This is a genomic window from Streptomyces sp. NBC_00557, from assembly GCF_036345995.1.
GTDB lineage: Bacteria > Actinomycetota > Actinomycetes > Streptomycetales > Streptomycetaceae > Streptomyces.
On the sequence record NZ_CP107796.1, the window covers coordinates 4,630,644 to 4,651,069 of the forward strand.

Annotated in this window: 19 protein-coding genes and 1 pseudogene; 15 read left to right on the plus strand and 5 right to left on the minus strand. The window is 70.2% G+C overall.

Annotated features, from left to right (window positions below):
- Nucleotides 1–359: 359 nt before the first annotated feature.
- Together OG956_RS20015 and OG956_RS20020 are read right to left on the minus strand one after the other, a co-directional pair.
- Nucleotides 360–1,172 carry a hypothetical protein gene (locus tag OG956_RS20015; protein ID WP_330339347.1) on the minus strand — a complete coding sequence of 271 codons (813 nt, stop codon included), beginning with the start codon at nucleotides 1,170–1,172 and terminating at the stop codon, nucleotides 360–362.
- A gap of 84 nt (nucleotides 1,173–1,256) precedes the next feature.
- A complete protein-coding gene (locus OG956_RS20020) occupies nucleotides 1,257–1,898 on the minus strand; it encodes an RNA polymerase sigma factor (RefSeq protein WP_330339348.1) in 642 nt (213 codons plus the stop codon).
- A gap of 461 nt (nucleotides 1,899–2,359) precedes the next feature.
- Here OG956_RS20020 and OG956_RS20025 point away from each other — a divergent pair, with 461 nt between their 5' ends.
- From OG956_RS20025 to OG956_RS20045, 5 genes and pseudogenes are all read left to right on the plus strand, one after another.
- Nucleotides 2,360–2,839 (plus strand): DUF1877 family protein, encoded by a 480-nt coding sequence (locus tag OG956_RS20025; protein ID WP_330339349.1) that lies wholly within the window; start codon nucleotides 2,360–2,362, stop codon nucleotides 2,837–2,839.
- A 70-nt stretch (nucleotides 2,840–2,909) separates the two neighbouring features.
- The gene (locus OG956_RS20030; protein ID WP_330339350.1) at nucleotides 2,910–3,710 is read left to right on the plus strand and encodes a hypothetical protein; all 801 of its coding nucleotides are present in this window, start codon (nucleotides 2,910–2,912) and stop codon (nucleotides 3,708–3,710) included.
- Nucleotides 3,711–3,724: 14 nt separating this feature from the next.
- The gene (locus OG956_RS20035; protein WP_330339351.1) at nucleotides 3,725–6,112 is read left to right on the plus strand and encodes a bifunctional polysaccharide deacetylase/glycosyltransferase family 2 protein; all 2,388 of its coding nucleotides are present in this window, start codon (nucleotides 3,725–3,727) and stop codon (nucleotides 6,110–6,112) included.
- A 106-nt stretch (nucleotides 6,113–6,218) separates the two neighbouring features.
- A pseudogene (locus OG956_RS20040) lies at nucleotides 6,219–7,223 on the plus strand (site-specific integrase); the annotation flags it as partial.
- A 302-nt stretch (nucleotides 7,224–7,525) separates the two neighbouring features.
- Nucleotides 7,526–8,785: a hypothetical protein gene (locus OG956_RS20045; protein ID WP_330339352.1), complete on the plus strand. Its 1,260-nt coding sequence runs from the start codon at nucleotides 7,526–7,528 to the stop codon at nucleotides 8,783–8,785.
- 363 nt (nucleotides 8,786–9,148) lie between these two features.
- Here OG956_RS20045 and OG956_RS20050 read toward each other — a convergent pair whose 3' ends face one another.
- Nucleotides 9,149–9,673 (minus strand): hypothetical protein, encoded by a 525-nt coding sequence (locus OG956_RS20050; RefSeq protein ID WP_330339353.1) that lies wholly within the window; start codon nucleotides 9,671–9,673, stop codon nucleotides 9,149–9,151.
- A gap of 1,007 nt (nucleotides 9,674–10,680) precedes the next feature.
- On the opposite strand from OG956_RS20050, the gene OG956_RS20055 reads away from it, so the two are divergent.
- Complete coding sequence (locus OG956_RS20055; protein ID WP_330339354.1) at nucleotides 10,681–12,201, plus strand: helix-turn-helix domain-containing protein; 1,521 nt, start codon at nucleotides 10,681–10,683, stop codon at nucleotides 12,199–12,201.
- A 1,222-nt stretch (nucleotides 12,202–13,423) separates the two neighbouring features.
- Here the strand turns inward: OG956_RS20055 and OG956_RS20060 are convergent.
- Complete coding sequence (locus OG956_RS20060; protein ID WP_330339355.1) at nucleotides 13,424–14,641, minus strand: tyrosine-type recombinase/integrase; 1,218 nt, start codon at nucleotides 14,639–14,641, stop codon at nucleotides 13,424–13,426.
- A 491-nt stretch (nucleotides 14,642–15,132) separates the two neighbouring features.
- Nucleotides 15,133–15,504, minus strand: coding sequence for a helix-turn-helix domain-containing protein (locus OG956_RS20065; protein WP_330339356.1), 372 nt, complete (start codon nucleotides 15,502–15,504; stop codon nucleotides 15,133–15,135).
- 288 nt (nucleotides 15,505–15,792) lie between these two features.
- Between OG956_RS20065 and OG956_RS20070 the strand changes: the two genes are divergently transcribed.
- From OG956_RS20070 to OG956_RS20110, 9 genes are all read left to right on the plus strand, one after another.
- Nucleotides 15,793–16,071, plus strand: a complete 279-nt coding sequence (locus tag OG956_RS20070; protein WP_330339357.1) for a helix-turn-helix domain-containing protein — start codon at nucleotides 15,793–15,795, stop codon at nucleotides 16,069–16,071.
- Nucleotides 16,072–16,076: 5 nt separating this feature from the next.
- A complete protein-coding gene (locus OG956_RS20075) occupies nucleotides 16,077–16,367 on the plus strand; it encodes a hypothetical protein (protein ID WP_330339358.1) in 291 nt (96 codons plus the stop codon).
- A gap of 87 nt (nucleotides 16,368–16,454) precedes the next feature.
- Nucleotides 16,455–17,111 (plus strand): hypothetical protein, encoded by a 657-nt coding sequence (locus OG956_RS20080; RefSeq protein ID WP_330339359.1) that lies wholly within the window; start codon nucleotides 16,455–16,457, stop codon nucleotides 17,109–17,111.
- Nucleotides 17,108–17,971: a hypothetical protein gene (locus OG956_RS20085; protein ID WP_330339360.1), complete on the plus strand. Its 864-nt coding sequence runs from the start codon at nucleotides 17,108–17,110 to the stop codon at nucleotides 17,969–17,971. Before OG956_RS20080 ends, OG956_RS20085 begins: the two co-directional genes overlap by 4 nt.
- Complete coding sequence (locus tag OG956_RS20090) at nucleotides 17,968–18,246, plus strand: hypothetical protein (RefSeq protein WP_330339361.1); 279 nt, start codon at nucleotides 17,968–17,970, stop codon at nucleotides 18,244–18,246. Before OG956_RS20085 ends, OG956_RS20090 begins: the two co-directional genes overlap by 4 nt.
- Nucleotides 18,243–18,854, plus strand: a complete 612-nt coding sequence (locus OG956_RS20095; protein WP_330339362.1) for a hypothetical protein — start codon at nucleotides 18,243–18,245, stop codon at nucleotides 18,852–18,854. The genes OG956_RS20090 and OG956_RS20095 overlap by 4 nt, the downstream gene beginning before the upstream one ends.
- Nucleotides 18,854–19,174, plus strand: coding sequence for a hypothetical protein (locus tag OG956_RS20100; protein ID WP_330339363.1), 321 nt, complete (start codon nucleotides 18,854–18,856; stop codon nucleotides 19,172–19,174). Before OG956_RS20095 ends, OG956_RS20100 begins: the two co-directional genes overlap by 1 nt.
- Nucleotides 19,174–19,701, plus strand: coding sequence for a hypothetical protein (locus OG956_RS20105; RefSeq protein ID WP_330339364.1), 528 nt, complete (start codon nucleotides 19,174–19,176; stop codon nucleotides 19,699–19,701). The genes OG956_RS20100 and OG956_RS20105 overlap by 1 nt, the downstream gene beginning before the upstream one ends.
- Nucleotides 19,698–20,339, plus strand: coding sequence for a hypothetical protein (locus OG956_RS20110; protein WP_330339365.1), 642 nt, complete (start codon nucleotides 19,698–19,700; stop codon nucleotides 20,337–20,339). The genes OG956_RS20105 and OG956_RS20110 overlap by 4 nt, the downstream gene beginning before the upstream one ends.
- The last annotated feature ends 87 nt before the right edge of the window (nucleotides 20,340–20,426 follow it).

The following is a 20,426-nucleotide window of genomic DNA, read 5'->3' on the forward strand; positions in this document are numbered from 1 at the left end:
AGGAGCCCTCCCGTCCACTGGACGGAAGGGCTCCTGACCTGGTGTTTCTCTGTGCCTCCGGCAGGATTCGAACCTGCGACACCCGCTTTAGGAGTGGGATTGGATCCTTGCCGGGGGGTGCCCGACGCTGCCACGTGGTGCTGTTCTGCCTGATCAGCACCACGCGGCTTCGTGCACGATCCGGCTCATGCTGCCCCGTGCCGGGCAGTCCGCGCACGCATCGCGCACGCATGGAGCCCTTGTCTGGGAGGGCGTTGCAGGTGGTGCGACCGACAGTTCAGAGCACCCCCGTCGCCGCGTCCACCGTGGTGTGTGCTTTCGACGATCGCTGCTCGGCTGCCCTGTGCACACGGCAGCCGCTACTTGTGCTTCCCGCCGCCCTGGCCGCTTGTCCAGCCGTCCCCGCCCGTCTTACCCGTGCCGCCGGCGCCGTTGCCGGAGGTACGGCTGCTGTTGGACGTGCCCTTGCCGGAGGAGGTGCCGGTCCTGCCCGTCGCGCCGTTGCCGGAGCCTGCCGAATCCTTGCCGGACTTGCCGGTGTCGGCAGAGCTGCTCGCCGTCGCCCGCCTCAGCTGCACGGAGCAGTAGTCGGCCACCCCGGCCTCGCCGCCGGCCGCCGCGACGAGTTGCTGCCAGACCTTCGCGTCGAGCGCCTTGCCGCGGCCCTGGACCTGCTCGTAGGCGCGGCAGTGTGCCTCGGTGTCCTGGGCGGAGGCCGGCCTGTCCGTCGGCCGCGCGTCGGAGGACTTCGACGAGGCGGTTTCGCCCGGCCGGTCCGGAGCGACCGCCGACGGGTGCGGCGTCTCCCGGCCGCCACCGGAGCCGTTTGATGATGAGCCGACGGAACCGATGGCCGCGACCGCGACACCGCCCAGGGTGAGGCTGGCGAACGCCACGCCGAACGTCATCTTCAGCGGGCGCCTGGCACGTCGCTCCTCGGGCGGTCGCCAGTCGTCCCGGCGCCGTGTGCGTGCTCGGTGCGGGCCCGCGGCGCGGAAGGCGGCCACCGCCCGCTGTTCGGCCAGGGGATCGGGATCGCCTTGGCGTATGGCGGCGGCCAGGACCGTTTCCAGAGCGCCGACGTCACGCCCATCCCAAGGGCCGGATGCGGCGCTGCCGGGCTGCGCATGGTGGCGGCCCGGTGCTCCGCCCTCGCTCAGCCGTTCACCCATGTCCGCTTCCGTTCCTGTCCGACAGGTTCGATTCGTCCGGCGCGGCATGTGCCGATGCCCCGTCCGCTGGACCGCTGTCGTCGTTCATCTCGATTTCCCCAGCGTGCGGGAATCCGCATCCGTCACATCCGTCACTCTCTCGTCCGCCTCGCCGCCGATCCCGAGCTGTCGGGCCAGGCGTTTCAGACCCCTGTGGGCGGCGGTGCGCACCGCTCCCGGGCGCTTGCCGAGGACGCGTGCGGCGGCGGGACCGTCCAGGCCGACGACGACCCGCAGGAGCACGGCCTCGGCCTGGTCCCGGGGCAGGCCGCGGACCAGCTCCAGGGCCCGCTCGGTGGAGAGGGACTCCAGCGCCTGCTCATGGGTGCTGTGCGGGCCGGCCAGGTCCAGTACGTCCTGTTCGGTCCCTCCTGCCCGGGGCCGTACGCGCTGGCGGCGCAGATGGTCCAGCGCCCGGTGCCGGGCGATGGTCGCGGTCCAGCCGCGAAAGCCCGCGCCGTCGCCCTTGAAGCGCCCGAGGGTGCGGGCTATCTCCAGCCAGGCGTCGGACGCCACGTCCTCCGCGTCGTCGCCGACGATGCCGCGCAGGTAGCCGAGCAGGCCCGGCTGGACGATCCGGTAGGCGATCGCGAAGGCGGTCTCGTCACCGTCCTGGGCCCGTGCGACCGCCGCGCCCAGTTCCCCGTCGCGCGTCTGCGTGCGCCGGGGCTGCCGTACCTGGCCCAAGATCGTCCTCGTTCACGCCGGTTCATAGCGAGTGCCTCTCGTCCGCCGCGCTCCGGTCGCATCGACGGCCCCTCGTGTTCAGCGTCCGCCGCCACGGAAGTGTCACCACGCATCAGGCGTCCCTCATGGTTCCGCAGGTGTCTCCGGTGACGTTTCGTACGGCCCGTGCGCTGGGGGAATGCCGGGTGCGGCGGTGCCGGGTCGGCCGAGGCCGACTGCCCGCCGGTGCCGCAGCCCGCCCCGGACCCCTCTTCGTGCCGTTCGTGTCTCCCCCCGTGGGCGGCACGGGGAGGGGCGTGGGGCCGGGGCCCCGACCACTGAACGGGGTCCCGGACCCGCGCACCCCCGTACCGGGGTCCCGGCCCCCTGCACCCCACTCATCGGACCGGCGGTGTCCGATCCGTACCCCGATTCCGTCCGCCCCGTGTGACGCCCGGGCGCCTCCGTGCGCTCCTTCCGGCATGAGTGCGTACCTCCGTCTGCGCGCGGTGCCGCCCCCGGCACTGCGCAACAGCGCGACATGGCTGGAACGGCTTTTCGAGGGCGACGCGGAGACCGTCCGGTGCTGCCGGGACCAGGAGCGCGTCTACACCGGCGCTTCACCTCGTCCCCCTGTCCGGAGCCGGCCCCGGACCCAGGTGGTGCTCGGCGGCTGGCCGGTGGTGCGTGCCGACCGGCGCAAGACGCCGCTCCTGGTGCTGACGGCGGCCCAGGCCCGCCAGGTGTCCGGGTTCCTTGAGACGGCCGACTTCGAGGTGCTGTGGGATGCCGCCCGGGACGAACTGCTGCCGCACTACGGTGGCGTGCTCGCGGAGCCCGAGACGTGGCGCGCCTTCGCGGCGGCGCACGAGGAACTGAAGGCCTTCTACGGGCACACGGCCGGGTGCGGGGATGCGGTGGTGAAGTGGATGTCAGAGGCGCGAGTTGTGCGCGAGGTGTAACAGTTTCGGGCCGCCGTGCTCTGTCCAAGCGGACGGCCGCGCCGGCCGACCAGGACAGGGGACACGACTCGTGCAGTGGACGAACGGAAACGGCGGAGCGTACGGCGAGGATCCGTACGCCGGCGCCGGGTACACGTATGCCTACGGCCACGAGGGGTACGGCCACAACGGGTACGGCGGCGGGGGCTACGGCTACGAGAGGTACGGCCAGGAGGCGTACGGCGCCGACACAGCCACGCTGACCTGGGACCCGGCGCAGCCGGCGCAGTGGGTGCAGCCTCACCCGACGGCGTGGGACGGCGCAGGCGCTCCGGCGTGGGACGCCGGCCACGGCGACGTCCTCACCGCGACCGCCTCGGAGACCGACACACAGCCCATCCCCTTCGTTCCGGTGCCGGCATCGGAATCCGAGCCGGCCCCGGACACGCCGGAGGGCGAGTCGGCGCGGCCGGTCTTCGTGGATGCCTCGGGTCGGCGCCAGCGCCGCGTGATGCGCGCCGCCCGGCTGCTGGTGATCCCCGCCGGCGGCTATGTCGCCCTGCTGATCAGCACCGTGCTGGGTGGCCCTGGCGTCAGCGCCCCCCTCATCCCGCAGCCGGACGCCACGCACCGGGCGACGCCCCGCGTGACCGCTTCCGACTCCCCGTCCGGCCCCAGCCACTCAGCGGGGCGTGCCGGCTCCGTGGCAGGGGCCGCCGACTCCCGCCCCACGGCGCAGCAGACCTCCCCGCCCGTCCGGCCGACAGCCTCGACCGCCCCCGCGACCACTGCGTCCACCAGGGCCACTTCCTCGACGGCCACCGTCACTCCCACACCGACCTCCTCCCCCCGGGGGCGTGCCCTCGGAACGTCCCACAAGCCCATGAAGTGACCCCAGGCCCTGACGTGACCGATCGCCGCCGTACCGCTCCCGCCCGCCGCCACGGCCGTACCCGCCAGATCACCCCCCGCACCCACTGGCTGCTGCTGAGCGTGCTCGCGGTGACCCTGTCGACAGCCCTCCTGCTCCAGGGGTACACCCACCACATGTTCGGGATCACCTCGGACGACGTGACCGGTGCCCGCGGACGCAGCGACGCGGTGCCCGCCCGGGTGACCGCCGGCGGTCCGGTGATCGCGAACGCCGCGGGCGCCGTGCGCACCGCCCGGCCCCGGGACCGCACCATCGCCCTCACCTTCGACGACGGCCCTGACCCCGTCTGGACACCGCGCATCCTCGACGTGCTGCGCCGCAACCACGTGCACGCAACCTTCTTCGTCGTCGGAACCCAGGTGGTGGCCCACCCGGAACTGGTCCGCCGGATCGTCGCCGAGGGCCATCAGATCGGCATCCACACCTTCACCCACCCCGACCTGTCCCGCCTCGCCCCGTGGCAGCGATCCCTGGAACTGCACGAGACACAGCTGGCGGTGGCCGGCGTGGCCGGGGTCACCACCGCGCTGCTGAGACCGCCGTACTCCTCGCAGAACGACGCGCTGACCGACGCCGACTGGTCCGTCCTCAAACAGGCCGACACGGCGGGCTACGTCACGGTGCTCTCCACCCAGGACGCCGAGGACTGGCAGCGTCCCGGCGTGGACCGCATCCTCGCCAACGCGACTCCGCACGGGCACACCGGGCAGATCCTGCTGATGCACGACGCCGGCGGTGACCGCTCCCAGACCGTCACCGCACTGAACCTGCTCATCCCCCGGCTCAAGGCACAGCACTTCCGGTTCGCGACGGTCGGCGCTGCCGTCGGCATGGCCGGGCCCATCCAGCCCGCCGGCCTCGGCGATCATCTCCAGGGGATGGCTTTCGTCGACGTGTTGCAGGCCGGCGACTGGGTCGTGTGGCTGCTGGGCGTGCTGTTGTACGCGGCCGGAGCGATCAGCGTGCTGCGCGCGGTGGCCGTACTGATCGCGGCCCGCCGGCACCGGCGGCTGCGCGGGGCGGCCGGCCAGGGCGGGTCCTGGGGGCCGCCGGTGACCGAACCGGTCAGCGTCATCGTCCCCGCGTACAACGAGAGCGCCGGAATCGAGGCGGCCGTGCGCTCCCTGTTCGCCTCGGACCATCCGGTCGAGATCATCGTGGTGGACGACGGCTCCACCGACGGCACCGCCGACCTGGTGGAGTCGCTCCACCTGCCGGGTGCGCGGGTGATCCGGCAGGAGAACGCGGGCAAACCCGCCGCCCTCAACACCGGCCTCGCCGCCGCCTCCTGCGACCTCGTGGTCATGGTCGACGGCGACACCGTCTTCGAACCGGACACCGTCCGCACCATCGTGCAGCCCTTCGCCGACCCCCGCGTGGGCGCCGTCTCGGGCAACGCCAAGGTCGTCAACCGAGGTGGCCTGCTGGGCCGTTGGCAGCACATCGAGTACGTCGTCGGCTTCAACCTCGACCGCCGTCTGTTCGACCTCGCCGAGTGCATGCCGACCGTGCCCGGCGCCGTCGGCGCGTTCCGCCGCGGGGCCCTGCTGGACCTCGGCGGCGTCAGCGACGTCACCCTCGCCGAGGACACCGACCTCACCATGGCGCTGTGCCGGGCCGGCTGGCGCGTGGTGTACGAGGAGGGCGCGGTGGCCTGGACCGAGGCACCCGCGTCCCTGAACGCCCTGTGGCGCCAGCGGTACCGCTGGTGCTACGGAACCCTCCAGGCCATGTGGAAGCACCGCGGCGCACTGGTCCAGCGCGGCGCCGCCGGGAAGCTCGGCCGCCGCGGCCTGGTCTACCTCCTCCTCTTCCAGGTCCTGCTGCCCCTGCTCGCCCCGGTCGTCGACATCTTCGCCGTGTACGGCCTGGTCTTCCTGGACCCGCTCCGGATCACAGCCCTGTGGCTGGCCTTCCTGCTGCTGCAACTCGGCATGGGCCTGTACGCGTTCCGCCTGGACGGAGAACGCCCCGGCCCGCTGTGGAGCCTGCCGCTGCAGCAGTTCGTCTACCGCCAGCTCATGTACCTGGTGGTGATCCAGTCCGTCTTCACCGCCGTGTCCGGTTCACGGCTGCGCTGGCAGCGCATGGAGCGCTACGGCAGTCTGCGGGCGCCGGCGGGGGCGGAGTCCTCCGGGGAGCACCGCACCGCGGCCCCCGCGCAGCCGGAACCGTACGAGGCCGTCCTCGCCCCCGGACCGTACGCGGCCGTCCCGGAGCCTGGACCGTACGCGTCTCGCCCGGAACCCCGGCGGTACGAGGCTCAACCGCAGCCTTGGCCGTACGAGGCTCAACCGCGGCCATGGCCGTACGAGGGCCCTCCACAGCCCACGCCTCACGACACCACCCACTGGCACTGAACTGAAAGGAGAGTGATCCGAGCCCATGAGCGGTACCCGGCGCAGGCCGCCGCAGCGCCCCATCTCCGGCAGTCGTGCGGCGGGTCGTCGTGGCGCGAGCGGCACCGTGTCGCGCAGACGCTGGATCGACTGCCGTGACCCCCACACCGGCAAGCCGCTCGGCAAGAAGTGCCCCGAGCTCTCCAGCCGCAGGCACGGCTCGTACTCCATACGCCAGGAGCTACCGCCCCGCGAAGACGGCACCCGCCGCTCCTTCAGCCGCGCCGGCTACGACAGCCGCAAGGCCGCCCAGACCGACCTCGACCACGGCCGCGCCCTGCTCGGCCTCGCCGGCTCCGACGACGCCGAGGGCCTGGCCCAGATCGCCGAGCTGCTGGAGAAGGTGGCCGAGGAGAAGGCGCCGCTGCCGGACATGGAGGCGACGCGCAGGCGCCTCAGCCACGGCTTGGACCTGACGGGCCGCCTCACCGTCGGCGAGTGGCTGGACATATGGCTGTCCGGCAAGAAGGGCAGGCAGAGTGCCATCAGCCGCGATGAGAGCAATATCCGGGTGCACCTCAAACCGAGGATCGGTCATTACCGGCTCGACCGGCTCCGGGTCACCCACCTGTCGGAGATGTTCGAGGCCATCGCTGAGGCCAATGTCGAGATCGCCGAAGGCAACGCCGCACGGCGCAAGGCGTTCGAAGACCTCGCTCAGATCCCGTGGAAAGGGCGCGACCACCGCGCCCGCCGCAAGGTGATGAAAGCCGCCTTCGAGGGACTGGAGCCCTACCGTCGCATCGTGGGCCCGGCTACCCGCCGGCGGGTCCGCTCCACGCTGCGGGCCGCGCTGAACGCCGCGATCGCTCAGCAGCTCATCACCTTCAACCCAGCGGCTCACGTCGAATTGGAGGCGGGCAAGCGGCCCAAGGCACTGGTGTGGACCGAGGAGCGCATCCTCCACTGGAAGCGCACTGGCGAGAAGCCCTCGCCCGTGATGGTCCGGACGCCGGAACACACCGGCCTCTTCCTCGACCACGTCGCGGAGGACCGCCTGTACGTGCTGTTCCACCTGATCGCGCTCCGAGGGCTGCGGCGAGGCGAGGCATGCGGGCAGAAGTGGACCGACATTCCGGAAGCCCAGGGCGAGGCCGAGGAGGCGGAGGCGAACATGCCGGACGGGTGCTGATCCGTCCGGAGTTGAAGAGCCGACGGTGGTCAAGGCGTACCCACTGCTGCGCGCCCTCATGAATACGGCCGTCCCGAACTTACAAACGCCATGGAGTGCCGGAACCGGCATGCGGGCCCCTCCGGAATTTCGCTTGCTCGTCATCTCTCGGCCGCCGTTGATGCCGTGACGCGCTCGCTGCGATCCAGTTCAGTGGAGCGCCCCCCGCAACCGGACCTGAGAGAGGACGCAAGTTGGGACGCATGCTGAAGCGCGGGCTCATCACGCTCGTCGCCGTTGGCCTTGCCTCTTCCGTAGTGCCGGTCGCCACGGCATCGGCGGCCACCGGTCCATTGACGCTCGCCGTGTTCGGAGACTCGCCGTACGGCAAGTCGGCGTACGCACCCGCGGGCCAGGCGGCCGACACCTCGCAGTTCCAGAAGACTCCGGCGTTCATCGGCACCATCAACAGTGACCCGACGGTCAGCGACGTCGTCCACGTGGGCGACATTCACTCTGGTAAGGAGTTCTGCACCGAGAACTACGACGCCTCGATCGCGTCCGCGTGGCAGAGCTTCACGAAACCGCTCGTGTACACGCCGGGGGACAACGAGTGGGCCGACTGCCACAAGGCGTCAAGCCTCACCTCGCCCGGCCAGGGTGGCGGCTTCTACGACTCCACCTCCGGCGCAATCAACTACATCGGCACAACCGGCCTGTCGACCAACCCGGCGGACTGCGTCAGCTACCACTGTGGCAACCCACTCGACAACCTCGCCGAAGTCCGGCAGGACTTCTTTGCACAGCCTGGCCACACCCTCGGCAGCGGGACACTGAGGGTGGTCTCCCAGGCCACCGCCTACGACCCGAGCCACCAGGCCGACGCGCAGTACGTCGAGAACGTGAGGTGGACGCAGAACGACATCACCTTCGTGACCATCAACGCGCCGGGCGGCTCGAACAACGACGCCGACCCCTGGTACAAGGTGCCGACCGCGACTCAGGCGCAGACCGACGAGCGGACCAACCGGACCGCGGCCGACGTCCGCTGGCTCGATGCCGCCTTCGCCGACGCGCGGGCCAGTCACGCCAAGGCCGTGGTGATCTCGGTCCAGGCCGACATGTGGGACCTCGACGGCAAGACCAAGGACCACCTCACGAACTACGAGCCGATCATCAGCGAGGTCGCAGCGAAAACGACCGAGTTCGGCCGCCCCGTGCTGATGCTCAACGGTGACTCGCACCTGTACCGCTCGGACAACCCGCTGTCGCCGACGGCGACGTGCACCGGCGAGACGGACCCGGCCACCGGCGCTAGCGTGTGCGCCCACGACCCGGGCAACAACGCGTGGAACGAGCACCCCTACTACAACGTCTCGAACTTCCACCGGATCGTCGTGCACGGCAGCACCACCCCGCTGGAATGGCTGAAACTGACAGCCGACCCGAACGCCAGCTACTCCGTAACCGACACCACCTACGGTCCGTTCAGCTGGCAGCGGATGCCGCAACCGCAGTTGTAACCGGCTGATCGCACAAGACCGGCTACGGATTCCTGTGGGGGACTCCGTAGCCGGTCGCATTCCGGCCGGAAAGCCCGGTGCGTACTCCATCGGCCGAAGCGTGCTGACGCTCTCCCCTGGAGCAGCGCCTCGCGCTTTTTAGCCGACAGACCCCGACGCCCATCCGTGCCATCAGCAACTCTGGTCAGGCGTTCTGCCCCGGCCAGACGGTGTGAGGTGCCTGCGAGCAGTCGGGGCAGGGGCCGGTAATAACTGCCCGTCACCGCAGAGGAGAACAGGTCGTCGACGGCCTGCTGCGCCTGCAGCCCAAAGATTTCAGTTGGGACCACGCGGGGCCACAGACCGGGCGGAGCGGCTCCGCTGTCAGCGGTTGCTCGTGGTGCCGATGTCGATGATGTGGTTGTACCGCTCCACCAGCACGAAAAGCTTGATCTTCTGCGTCGTCTCCCCGCTGCCGAAGGTCAGGGTGACGATGACCTCATGGCCGTTACCCACGGCGCCGTTGTCGGTCACCGTCCACTTCCGCGGGACGTTTTGAGCACGCAGAACACCGTCCGCCCCGTGCTTCTTCTCCCAGTCCGCCAGTCGCTTGGCGAAGTCGGGCGTCAGGTAGTGCTTGCGGAGCGCCGTTTCCAGGGTGGCGTCCGGGTCCGAGTAGTCGCCGATCGCGTCGATGTACGCGCCGTAGAAGTCGGCGACCCGGGTCACCACTTGGCCGCTCGTGCCGCTGACGGACTGCGGTGCGGCGGCGGACGACTTTGCGGGGGCATGGACGGATGCCTGTGCCGACACCTGTGTCGACACACCGAGTCCGACAGCCAGGACGAGGCCGGCGGCGACGGCCGCGCGGCGGCCCGGACGGCGGTGTGCGGGGGACTTCCTGTTCATGTGCATCTTCCTTTTCTGGTCCATATGTGGTTGCTACGGCCCGGTGTCTTCGTGCCGCGGCCGTCGTGTGGCTATCGCCTTTTCGGGCCGGCGGGCGCTGCCCCGGAGTCATGAACATCTGCTGCTTCGCGGACCCATTCCCCCCTGCCGCGGCTCGGGGCGCGATCGACGACACCAAGTCCTGCTGAATCGCGCCGAATGACCCTGTCAGTGGTCGATTGGCCGCCCTCCCCACCCCCGTGGCGGAGGGCAGCCCCGGTCACGCGGTCAGCGGAGCTTGTCCACGGCCCGTGACGGCCGTCTTCTTGGAGGCCTTCACCGGCGCATGCCGGAAGTCGCGAGACGGGTGTCGAAGACGCCCCAGGAGGTCACCGGTGCAGGCCGTATCCGTGCCTGCCCTCTTCGGCAGGCAGCGTGCCGTAGTCCTTCAGCGTGGCCTCGGTCTCCGGGCCCGCCTTCTCGATGCGTGCGCACAGGACTTGATGTCGTTGCTCGGCCGTGAGAAGCGCCCCTTCACCACAGCCGTCCTGGACAACTGCACGCTGACCTGACGGACGGTCGCTCCTGTCGAGTTCGGTGCGCAGCTCCCGGTACCAGGTCCGGGCCGTCGCCGCTCAGCGCCATGCATAGACAGCGGTCCGTTCCACCACCTCCGGTACGCAGGCGGTGACCTTGCCGACCGTTCAGGACGAGCCTGGATACGACGGGAGTTGGACCGCCGTGAGGAAGCCGACGCCCTGGCCGCGACCTTTGCCAGTGTGGCGAGCGTCGGCCGAGGGCGAGCCCGTGACGGCGAGTGCGAGGGGCGGCCCTGCTCGGGTGCGCTGGGGCATGGGTGTCTCCCGTGGATGAGTGCATGAGTGTCGTTTGTCGCCCGCCGCCGACTGGCCGGTCCGGTCCTGGTCGGTGCGACACCAAGAGCATCAGCCGTCACGACGGCTCGGCGCAACGCCGGACGCCCGCCCGGCGAGGGTGGAACCATCCCAGCCCATCTGACGTGCAGGTATATGGACCGCCTGAGATGCGGGGACACGTGGGAGGTTGGGGGAGCGGTGTCGACCGAGGACGACGTCGAGCAGTTCGCGGCGCTGCTGCGCCGGCTGAAGGACCGCACGGACCGGAGCTACGGCTCCCTGGCCCGCCGTCTCGGCATGAACACCTCCACGCTGCACCGCTACTGCGCGGGCGAGACGGTCCCGCAGGACTACGCCCCGGTGGAGCGGTTGGCCGCCTTCTGCGGAGCAACACCGGAGGAACGCCTCGATCTGCACCGCCTGTGGCTGCTCGCGGTGACGGCACGACAGCGGCCGAGGGCGGGTGAGGAGGCAGCGGAGCCGACAAAGACCGAAGGGGCACTGAAGCCGACAGGGGACGAGCGGACTTCGGGTCCGGGCAGCCGGACGGCGGGGCGTGCGGATGGCAGCACGCGCAGTATGGGTGGCGGCGCCGACGGCATCGGTGGTGACGGGGGCGGCACGAGCGGATCACCACCGCGACTCGATGCGGGCGCACCCGACGCCGCACTGGCTGCTCCCGACGCTCCCGGACCGGGCAGTCGCGAGTCGACGGCCCAGGGAGATGCGGTCCGCTCAACTGGACGGCCCTGGTACCGCCGTCGCCGCACCGTCGTCGGCGCAGCCACGGCGACCGTACTGCTGGTGACGCTGGGCAGTATGTCGGCACTGTCGGCCGACCGGTCTCACGACAACTCCGCCAAGGCCCCCGGTCAGTCCCGTACGACAGGAACCGGTACGTCACACCACCCCTCGGCCCCTGCGGCCAGCCCCTCCCGCAGCCGTTCCTCGGCCTCGCCCTCCACAGGAGTACGGGCTTCAGGGAGCCCCGAGTCGAAGGGCGGATCGTCGGCGGAGACGAAGAGCGACGCCCCCGTGCCAACCGGTGTGCCACTCACGTGGACCGCCGACTCGCAGATCTGGGACGGCGGTTGCGGGCACGACTACGTCATCGGGAAGGAGCCGGCCCAGGTGCCCCCGCCGCCGGTACAGCAGGACGCCGGAGTGTGGGCAGCGACGCAGCAGGCGGTACCTGGGCGGCAGACGATGGTGCAGATCTCGGTGCAGGGGAAGTCGTCCACGGCCGTGGTCCTCGCGGCCCTCCGGGTCCGTATCGTCAGCCGCGGCACCCCGGTCACCGGCAACGCGTACGCCATGGGCCAGGGCTGCGGCAGTGATCTGCCGCCCCGCAACTTCTCCGTGAACCTGGACGTCGACCGCCCGATCGCCCACGCCCGCCCCGGCAACGACAGCGGAAGGCCCGTCCCCGCGGTGCAGTTCCCCTACCGCGTCTCCGTCGAGGACCCGGAGGTGCTGCAGGTCACCGCGACGACCGAGGCCTACGACTGCAACTGGTACCTGGAACTCGACTGGTCATCCCAGGGCCGCACCGGCACGGTCCGCATCGACGACCACGGCCACCCGTTCCGCACCAGCAGCATCAAGGGCCTGCCCCACTACTGGTACGGCACGAACGACCACGGTGTGCGTCAGTGGGTACCCACCGACTCTTGAGGGAACGTGGGAGCTGCTCGGGCCATTTCGCGATGTGACCGTTCCCCGTCACCCAGGCCCATGCCGCTGGAGGGGCCGGTTGCTGCCGCTTCGGCCAGGAACGCCTGCCTGGTTCCACTCAGGTTCGGTGTCGGCTCCGGCATGACACCTGTCATATGCAATACCGGATGCAGAGCACTGGGGACCGCGGATCGACGTCCGTACGGTACTTCTCCGACCGCGATGCTCAAGATCTTCTGGGGGCGGGTGTCGTCGGTTATGCGTCTGGACGGCTGCGCCCATCGAAGCACGTCATTTCTTCCGGACGTAGGGCAGTACGTGTGGACGAGGTGAAACTCGGACCTGATCTGTGGTTCCTGGCCGTCAACGCCGATGCCAACCGGCGCCTCGTCGTACGCATCGTGAGGGGTGACCGGGAGGCGGTCGTTCGTGAGGGTATCCATGCGGCTGTTCGATTCATGGAAGACCCTATGTTTCAGACGGCAGCCCAAGTGGAGACGGCACCAGCCCCAGTGGCGCGACGGGCGACGCATCTGGCTGCCTGGCTATCTGGGCCTCGCAGACCTCACTTGTACGAGGAGTGGTCGACTGTACTCGCCGGGTTTCCCGAGGACGGTGTCGTCTTCACAACGCGCCGGCAGCTTCTTCTAGCCCTGGGATTCTTCTTCGCTGCTGTCCGAATGCGAGCCAGTGATGTTGCGCGTCCTGCATGGCGGCCGGTGGACTGGCTCCTCGGCACCTCGTCGCGCACCAACGCCTTCCTTACTTCGGTCGTTGGCACCCAGGCCATCTACATCGTTGGGACGGTGGTCTTAGTGCACTTGTGGCCCAGGTCTGGGAACCTTGCGGCGTCGCTGGTGCATCGCTGTTTGCTCTGGCGCGCTGGCTCCGCCGCGTACGGAGCATCGAGCTAGCGCCACCTCAGCGTGACAGCGCCGACGAGTAGCGACGATGCCTGCTGCCGTCAAATCATGCCGTCAAAACGGCCCGGACCATAATCGGTCCGGGCCGTTTTCCCTTGTGCCCCCGGCAGGATTCGAACCTGCGACACCCGCTTTAGGAGAAAACGTTCATCGTCCATGAGTCTCGGTGAGGCTGAGTGAGCCTCAGTGAGTCTCGCAATGCAGGGGGCTGACCTGGAAAAGCAGGTTTCAGTGAGCCTCGGTGAGGATCAGTGAGGGGGTGTTGTGGCATCCATGTGGCATCCGCGTGGCATCCGGCCTCACACCGCCTTCAGCAGCCGCTCGGGCTCGGGCTTGTCCGGGACCATCGCGGCGAGGACCTGGGCCGCCACGTCCTCCGCCGAGTGCTGGTACAGCCACGTCACCTTCGACCCGCGGTCGTGGCCCATGACCGTCTGCACGTCCTTCTCGGGGACGCCGAGGTCCTTGAGCCGGGTGGCGAACACATGGCGCAGGTCGTGCACCCGCGGCCACCACTCGTCCCGGCCCGTCTCCTCGTTCCTCACCTTCCGTGCCAGGCCAGCGGCCTGGATCGCAGGGATCCACGTCCGGCGGAAGTTGTGACGAGTCAGGCAGCCGCCGTTGGGCCCGCGGAACACCAGCTCTTCCGGATGCAGGTCCCGCCCGTCACCGATGGGGGAGACAGTGGTGACCGGCTTGAAGCGAGCCGCCATCGTCTCGACGGCCTCAACGGCCTCGGGGGTGAGCGGCACCGTGCGGAAGCCGGCCACCGACTTGGGCGCGGCCTTGCGGATGAGGGTGCCCTTGTCCTCGGTGAGCACTTCCTTCACCTTGAGGTGCTTAGCTTCCAGGTCGACGTGAGCCCACCGCAGACCGGTCGCCTCGCCCCAGCGCATGCCCGTCTCCTCGAGGAACACGACGAGGGGCCGGTACCAGACCGCGACGTGCTGGCGGATGAGCGCGCACTGTTCCCGGGTCGGCGGCCGGGTGTCCTCGGCGTCCTTCTTCGGCGCCGCTCCGATCTCGACCTCGGCGGCCGGGTTGAACGGGATCCGCTTGCCGTCCTTGATCGCCGCGCGCAGCATCTGGTTGAGCAACTCCATCACCTTCTTGCGGGTGTGGTAGCCCTTCACCTCATTGGTGATCCACTTCTGGAGCTCGATGTACTCCAGATCGCACAGCCGCCAGCCGCCCCACTTCGGCTCGATGTGGGCCCGCCAGTTGCTCAGCTTCCTGTTCGTCGTCGTCACGGCCTTCTTCGGCTGCGCTGGCCACCACAGCTCCCACCACTGCGAGAGCGTGATCTCGCCGCGCTTAGGGTCGGCGTACGTCCGCTTGCGCACCCGGGTGCGGACCTCATCGAGGAACGCCTCGGCGGCCTTCTTGCCGCCCTCGCTGATCGGGAAGCATTTCTGCTTCTGCCTCCCGTCCGGGTCCCGGTAGCGGGCTTGCCAGGACCCGGTGCAGTCGCGCCGGCGGTTGCGCTGGCCGTACTTCTCGGGCGGGTACTTCTCCATGCAGAGAGGGCAGCCGCAGGTCTTCTGGCGCAGCTGGCGGGGGTTGTTCGAGCCCCTACGCCCCATGGTTCACCACCTGTTCAGTCATTCGCTGGTGAGGTATGCGGGGGATCAAGTCGACAGGCTCCCCGCACCAGCAGACTGCACCGAACGCCGGCTGGTCCACGATGAGTTCGCGGAGAATGGCGCGTACGAGCGTCACGGTGTGTACGTGGGGAAGCCCGCTCGGGACCCTGATCACACGCTTGTCGGCATCGAAACCCGGCTGGCTCTCAGGCCGAGCGAAGTGGACGCGGACACACATGCGTACCCCCGGAATGCGCAGGTAGAAGGGACCTGTCGCCGACGGGGGAGGACATCGGCAGCACGTCCGACCGTACCTCCGGATGGTGGAATTATCGACCACTGTTGAGCATGTTGTTAACGACGACTCACAGTGAGTGAACGCTTCCGTTCATACGGAGACTCGCGGAGGACGTGCAGGGTTGTACCTACTGCCCCGTGCGGTTCATCTCATTCAGGGCGCGCAGCTCAACTTCCTTCGCGCGCTGCTGGTCCTCGGTGAGACCGCGCCACAACTCGAGGATGCGGGCCTCGGCCTCAGCGCTGAGAGGGCCTGGGGACTGACGGCCGGCGGCGCGGAAGATCTCCTCTTCGGTGAACTTGGGGAACTCGCGCGCGAGCGCTTGGAGTGCCTCCCGCTTCGGTCCGCGGCCGCCGCCGCGCTTGCGGTGCACCCAGCTGTTCACCGTGGCGGGAGCGACGCCAATGCGGCGCGCGATCTCGCTGTCACTGACCCTGTACGTGTCCTTGAGTCGAGCGAGAAGCTGCGCCAGATCCTCTGTGCGCTCCGGCTTGTCCACGCACTAAGACTGCCTGTTGATCTTCTACTTTTGCAAGCGAAAGTAGAAGCGTGGCGCATAACGGCCGCGGCGTGCGACCTCCCCGTCACACGCCGTTGCGCTCGGCATATGCCACACCTCTAGAACACGCTTTCGAAATATGCCACAGGCGGCGTGCGGTCATCAACACTCACTGACACTCACTGAAACTCACCGACGCTCACTTGACCTCATTGACACTGACACAGTAGAACTGTGTCAACGACGGGTCAGTCCGTCACGCAGTCCCCGATAGGCGCGAGGCCCCACATGACCGACCTGATCCGCAAGGGCGAAGGCCAGCCACTTCGAGACGCAATGGCGCGCCGCGGGGTGACGCAGGCCGAACTTGCCGCACGAACGCGGGAGGTTGACGTCCGCGGACAAGGGGTCAGCGTCGCGACCGTCAGCAAGGTGACCGGACGCGGCAAGACGGCGGCGAAAGTGTGCCGGCTGCGTACGGCGTGGCTGATCACCACGGCGCTGGACGAACCCTTGCAGCAGCACTTCGACATGCCCTCAGTTTCTACTGACACAGTGGAAAGGTAAATCCCATGGCGACTCAGACCCTCGCTGAGCGCTCCGAGACGCTCCGCCCTACCGGGCTCTCGCCTCTCCTCACCACCGCCGAGCTGATGGCGCGGTACGGCGTCTCCAACTGGACGGTGAACAAGTGGGTGCAGCGCGGATGCCCCGTGGAGCCCACCGTGTTCCGCGGCAGGCGATTCGACCCCGACGCCGTCCGCAGCTGGATGGCGAAGGAGGCCGGCGTCGCGGCCGCCGACCGCGACTCGGCCCCGCCGGCCCCCGAGTTCATCCCGAGCCGTCGCAAGCCCCGCGCATGAACAAACGGGGCCGCCCGGACCCTGCCCGGTCCGTCCGGCCCCGCTCGAGACGTCACCTCACCTCAACCAACCTGAAATGAGGTCCACATGGACCAGGCTACCGGCACCACGCCCGCCGCCGACTCCTTCGAACACGCCCACGCGGTCATCGGCTCCCTCATCACCGGCCTCGCCGTCCGGCCGTTCGCCGTCGAAACCGAGCAGGACTTCCCGTCCGGCTGGCGCGTGCACTGCAAGTACCGCGCCGAGAACGGCGTCGGCCTGTACGAGCTGGCCGCAGCCCTGGACGTGCCGATCACCCGCGCCGACACGGCCTTCGGCGTCTTCCTGGACGCAATCGCCCGCGTCCAGGGCATCGAGGTCCGCGGCAGCGCCCTCGTCTCCACCGAACAGGCCGCCGAGTTCGAGGGCCAGCCCGCGCCCACCACCACGGTGCCCGAAACCACGACGACCGCACCGGCCGAGGCCGCCACCATCGTGCCGCTTGCTCGCGCCACCACCGACGCCGCTCAGGTACCCGCTGTGACGCCCGTACCGGCGATCAACACCGAGCGCCTGGACGAGGAGGACGAGCCCCGCTGTGTGCGCTGCGGCTGCACCGAGAATGCCGCGTGTGAGGGCGGCTGCTACTGGGTCCGAAACCGGCAGATGGTCGCCCTGTGCAGCGCCTGCGCCACCACCGAGGAGCTGCAGGCGATGGCCTACGTCCCGGCCGGTGCCGAGGCCGCGGACGGTGCGCGGTGAACGAGACTCTCCCGCACCGTCTCCACGGCCGTGTCCAGGACGCCGCTGCCCTGCTGGCTCTGCCGCTGGATGCCCGCCAGATTGAGGCCCTCGCCCTCGAACTCACCGGCCCCGTCCGGGCGCTGATCGCCGAGGCGGTCGCAGCGGCCGGCGAGGACGCCCCGGTCGCCTACATGCCGGCCCCGACCGTCGCGGTGGACGAGCAGACCGGGGTGACGACGACCGAGTACGCCGGCTGCACCACGCGCATCGCCGACGACGTTGACTACGACTCGCCAGCCGCCGCCCTCGCCGCCCAGCTCCGCCGCCATCACGACGTCCGTGCCACCGACATCCCCACAGGGAGTTACCTCGGGCTGACGATTCGGCCGCGCACCCTCGCTGCCTGGCAGTGGTGGCTGGCCAAGCTGGGCATCTCGGACGACGCGGTCACTGTGCAGGGCACCCACGCGTACGCCGTCGGCGCACTGGACGGCGTCGCGGTCCACCTCTGCGGCGAGGACACCGCAGCCCTGTTCCCGGACGGTGCCATGCGGCCGGGCCTGGACGTGGACTTCGACACCCCGGCCGGCAACGCCCGCGCCCTGGTCCTGCGGCAGCCCGACGTCACCTCGGCCGTGATCGTGGACGCGCTCACCCTCGAGGTCACCGTCCGCGCCACCTCGCTCATGGAGTGGGGCTGGTGGCTGCACCAGCTCAATATCGACCCGGCCAGGGTCGAGATCACCGGTGACATCGCCACCGCGACCGGCAGCAAGGACGGCGCGGTCGTCAAGCTGCGCGGCGAGGGCGTCCCCGACCTGCTCACCGACCGCGCCGCTGCCCGCCTCGCGGGCCTGATCGCACCGGCCACGACGTGAACGGGCCCGCGACCGCCGCTCAGTGGCTGGCCGCGGGCGGCATCGGCGCCGGCACCTCCGCCGTCCTGCTCGGCCTCCTCAAGGCCGCCCTGGACCAGGGCGAGCTGCCCGACTACCACGCCACCCGCAAGCCGCCCCGGCCGCAGGTCCCGCCGATGCCCACCCGCGCTCCCCAGCGCAGGCCCCGGCACGCCGCCCCGCCGGCACTCGCCGAGACACAGCCCCTCCGGCAGGTCCGCCCGCAGCTCGCACGCCACACCAAGGAAGCCGCATGACCGAGCTGATCGAACACGTCTACTTCGGATGGAACCCCCTGGACCACGCGCCCGGCTGCGCCCACCCCGTCTGGGACGACGCCCAGGTGCTGCACACCGAGGGCGGCCGCCCCGTCGCCACCGGAGCCGAGCACCACCGCTGCGGCAACGACATCTGCAGCCACGGCGACACCTTCACCCGCGTCCAGCTCCGGCTGGTGTGCAAGACCTGCGGCACCGTGCACACCATCTCCGGCGAGAGCCTCGCCCAGGTCATCTCCCACACCTCCGCCACCGGTTGGGGCCAGCCCCCGCGCCAGATCGGCGAGGTGTGGCTGTGGCCCGGGCGCCCGGCGATCCCCGGCGGCGAGCCGCACCAGTACCTGGTGACCCGGCAGCCGGCCACCGTCACCGAGGCCACCCTGTACGGACTCATCACCCGATACCGCGACGCCTCCGGCACCCCGCTCTGGATCGCCGGAGCCGTACCGGACCCGAACGGCGCCCACCACGTCTCCACCCTGCGCTGGCGCTACGCCTCCAACGGGCTCACCACGCTCGAGGGGGCCGCGGCCTGGATCGCCGACGCCGAACTGCGCGCCGCGCGCCCGCTGGTGGTGGCCGTCTGATGCCCGCACCACACCGGACACGCCCGCGTCTGCCGGAGACCAGCGAGGCCCAGCGCAGGGCCCGGCTCGCCTGGAACAAGGGCCTGACCGGGAAGGGCCGCCCGCCCGCCGCGTCCACACCGTTCGAGGTGTGCACGGCCGACGGCTGCGGCTCCCCGGCCGCTGCCCACGGCCGGCCGCCCGCCGCCGGCATGGTCCAGGTCCGCGGTTCCGCCGACGGCGCGGCCGCGCACTGGTACTGCCCCGGCCGCTGCGCGGCGATCGCACGCGCCCGGGCCGAACTCCGCGCCGTTCCCATGCGCCAGGGCGGTGACCGCTGATGTCCCGCGCGGACGTCATCGCCGCTGTCCTGCGCCACCTACGCCCGGTGCGCGAGCCCCTGGCGTACGAGCTGCGCGGCTCGGTCGTGCAGCTGCTCGGCCCCAGCACCACCGACCCGACCTGGACGGCCACGCCCGAGGTACTCGCCGAGGCGATCGACAGCGCATTGGAGAAGGACACCCGCCGCCGCATACCGGCCGCGGCGGGCGGGTCCACTGCACGCGCCGAGATCGTCGCCGTCCTGCAGGCCGTCGGCTACCAGGCCGAGGAGGCCACCAACCTGCTCGCCCGCGCGTTCCGCCAGCCCCACGCGAGCCCGCCGGCCACCGGCTTCCCGAAGACCCTCGCCGGTGGCCATGCCCTGGTCCTCGAGTTCGGCGACTGCGAACTGGTCGGCACCTGCCAGTGCGGCCGTGTCCTCGGCCGCACCACCGCGAACGGCACCGCTGACAGCCTCGCCGCGCTTTGGGAGCGCCACACCTGCACCGAACTGCCCGCCACTGCAAGCCCGATCGGAGCCTCATGACCCTGCGCAACCCCTCCTGGGACATCAGCCTCATCGACAGCGTCTACGCCCTCGGCGCGGCCGCCCGCGAGTGCCAGCGCGCCTACCAGGCCGCCGTCCTCGCATGCGGTCACGTCGACCTGGACCGGATCAAGCTGTTGGACGGCAAGGTCGACCGGCGCTACCCCGGCCGCACCATCGACCAGGAGCCGCACCTGGCGGCGCTCAGCCGGATCGGCACCATCCAGCTGGAGACCAAGCACCGGCTGGAGCGGCTCTACACCGATGCGGCCATGGCCTATGCGCACGGCGCCAACTGGGCGGTGCGGCAGGTGCAGGTCGGCGAGCAGCCCGCCCGCGTGCTGTTCGAGGTCGACGTCGACGGCGGCTGCGACTTCGGCGGGATGCCCGCGCTGCAGCTGGACCGGTACGCCGGCGCGGCGGCCCTCGAGGACGCCCGCCGCGCGTACGAGCGGTGCCTCGCCGCCGGCACCGAGGCCGAGAGCATCGGGCGTCAGCAGTACGTGGCGGATCACGAGGCGAGCGCGATGCACGCCGCCCTGGACATTGCGGCCGGGCTGCCTGACGCCGCTTACGCCTACGGCGTCCAGGCCGAGTCGGCGCTCACCTTCACGCTGAACAACCGCGCGCTGGTGTGAGAAGCCGCCCCCGGCGGGCGTGCGAGTCCCTCGCCTTTCCCCACGCCCTCACCTACGCGCGCCAGTACCTGACCGGCTGGCGGGTGT

Coding starts and splice junctions, on each gene's coding strand:
- OG956_RS20095 (WP_330339362.1), top strand. CDS start 18,243: ATGACCGAGCTGATCGAACACGTCTACTTCGGATGGAACCCCCTGGAC.
- OG956_RS20045 (WP_330339352.1), top strand. CDS start 7,526: ATGCTGAAGCGCGGGCTCATCACGCTCGTCGCCGTTGGCCTTGCCTCT.
- OG956_RS20100 (WP_330339363.1), top strand. CDS start 18,854: ATGCCCGCACCACACCGGACACGCCCGCGTCTGCCGGAGACCAGCGAG.
- OG956_RS20060 (WP_330339355.1), bottom strand. CDS start 14,641: ATGGAGAAGTACCCGCCCGAGAAGTACGGCCAGCGCAACCGCCGGCGC.
- OG956_RS20025 (WP_330339349.1), top strand. CDS start 2,360: ATGAGTGCGTACCTCCGTCTGCGCGCGGTGCCGCCCCCGGCACTGCGC.
- OG956_RS20080 (WP_330339359.1), top strand. CDS start 16,455: ATGGACCAGGCTACCGGCACCACGCCCGCCGCCGACTCCTTCGAACAC.
- OG956_RS20105 (WP_330339364.1), top strand. CDS start 19,174: ATGTCCCGCGCGGACGTCATCGCCGCTGTCCTGCGCCACCTACGCCCG.
- OG956_RS20015 (WP_330339347.1), bottom strand. CDS start 1,172: ATGGGTGAACGGCTGAGCGAGGGCGGAGCACCGGGCCGCCACCATGCG.
- OG956_RS20050 (WP_330339353.1), bottom strand. CDS start 9,673: ATGAACAGGAAGTCCCCCGCACACCGCCGTCCGGGCCGCCGCGCGGCC.
- OG956_RS20055 (WP_330339354.1), top strand. CDS start 10,681: ATGGACCGCCTGAGATGCGGGGACACGTGGGAGGTTGGGGGAGCGGTG.
- OG956_RS20070 (WP_330339357.1), top strand. CDS start 15,793: ATGACCGACCTGATCCGCAAGGGCGAAGGCCAGCCACTTCGAGACGCA.
- OG956_RS20110 (WP_330339365.1), top strand. CDS start 19,698: ATGACCCTGCGCAACCCCTCCTGGGACATCAGCCTCATCGACAGCGTC.
- OG956_RS20075 (WP_330339358.1), top strand. CDS start 16,077: ATGGCGACTCAGACCCTCGCTGAGCGCTCCGAGACGCTCCGCCCTACC.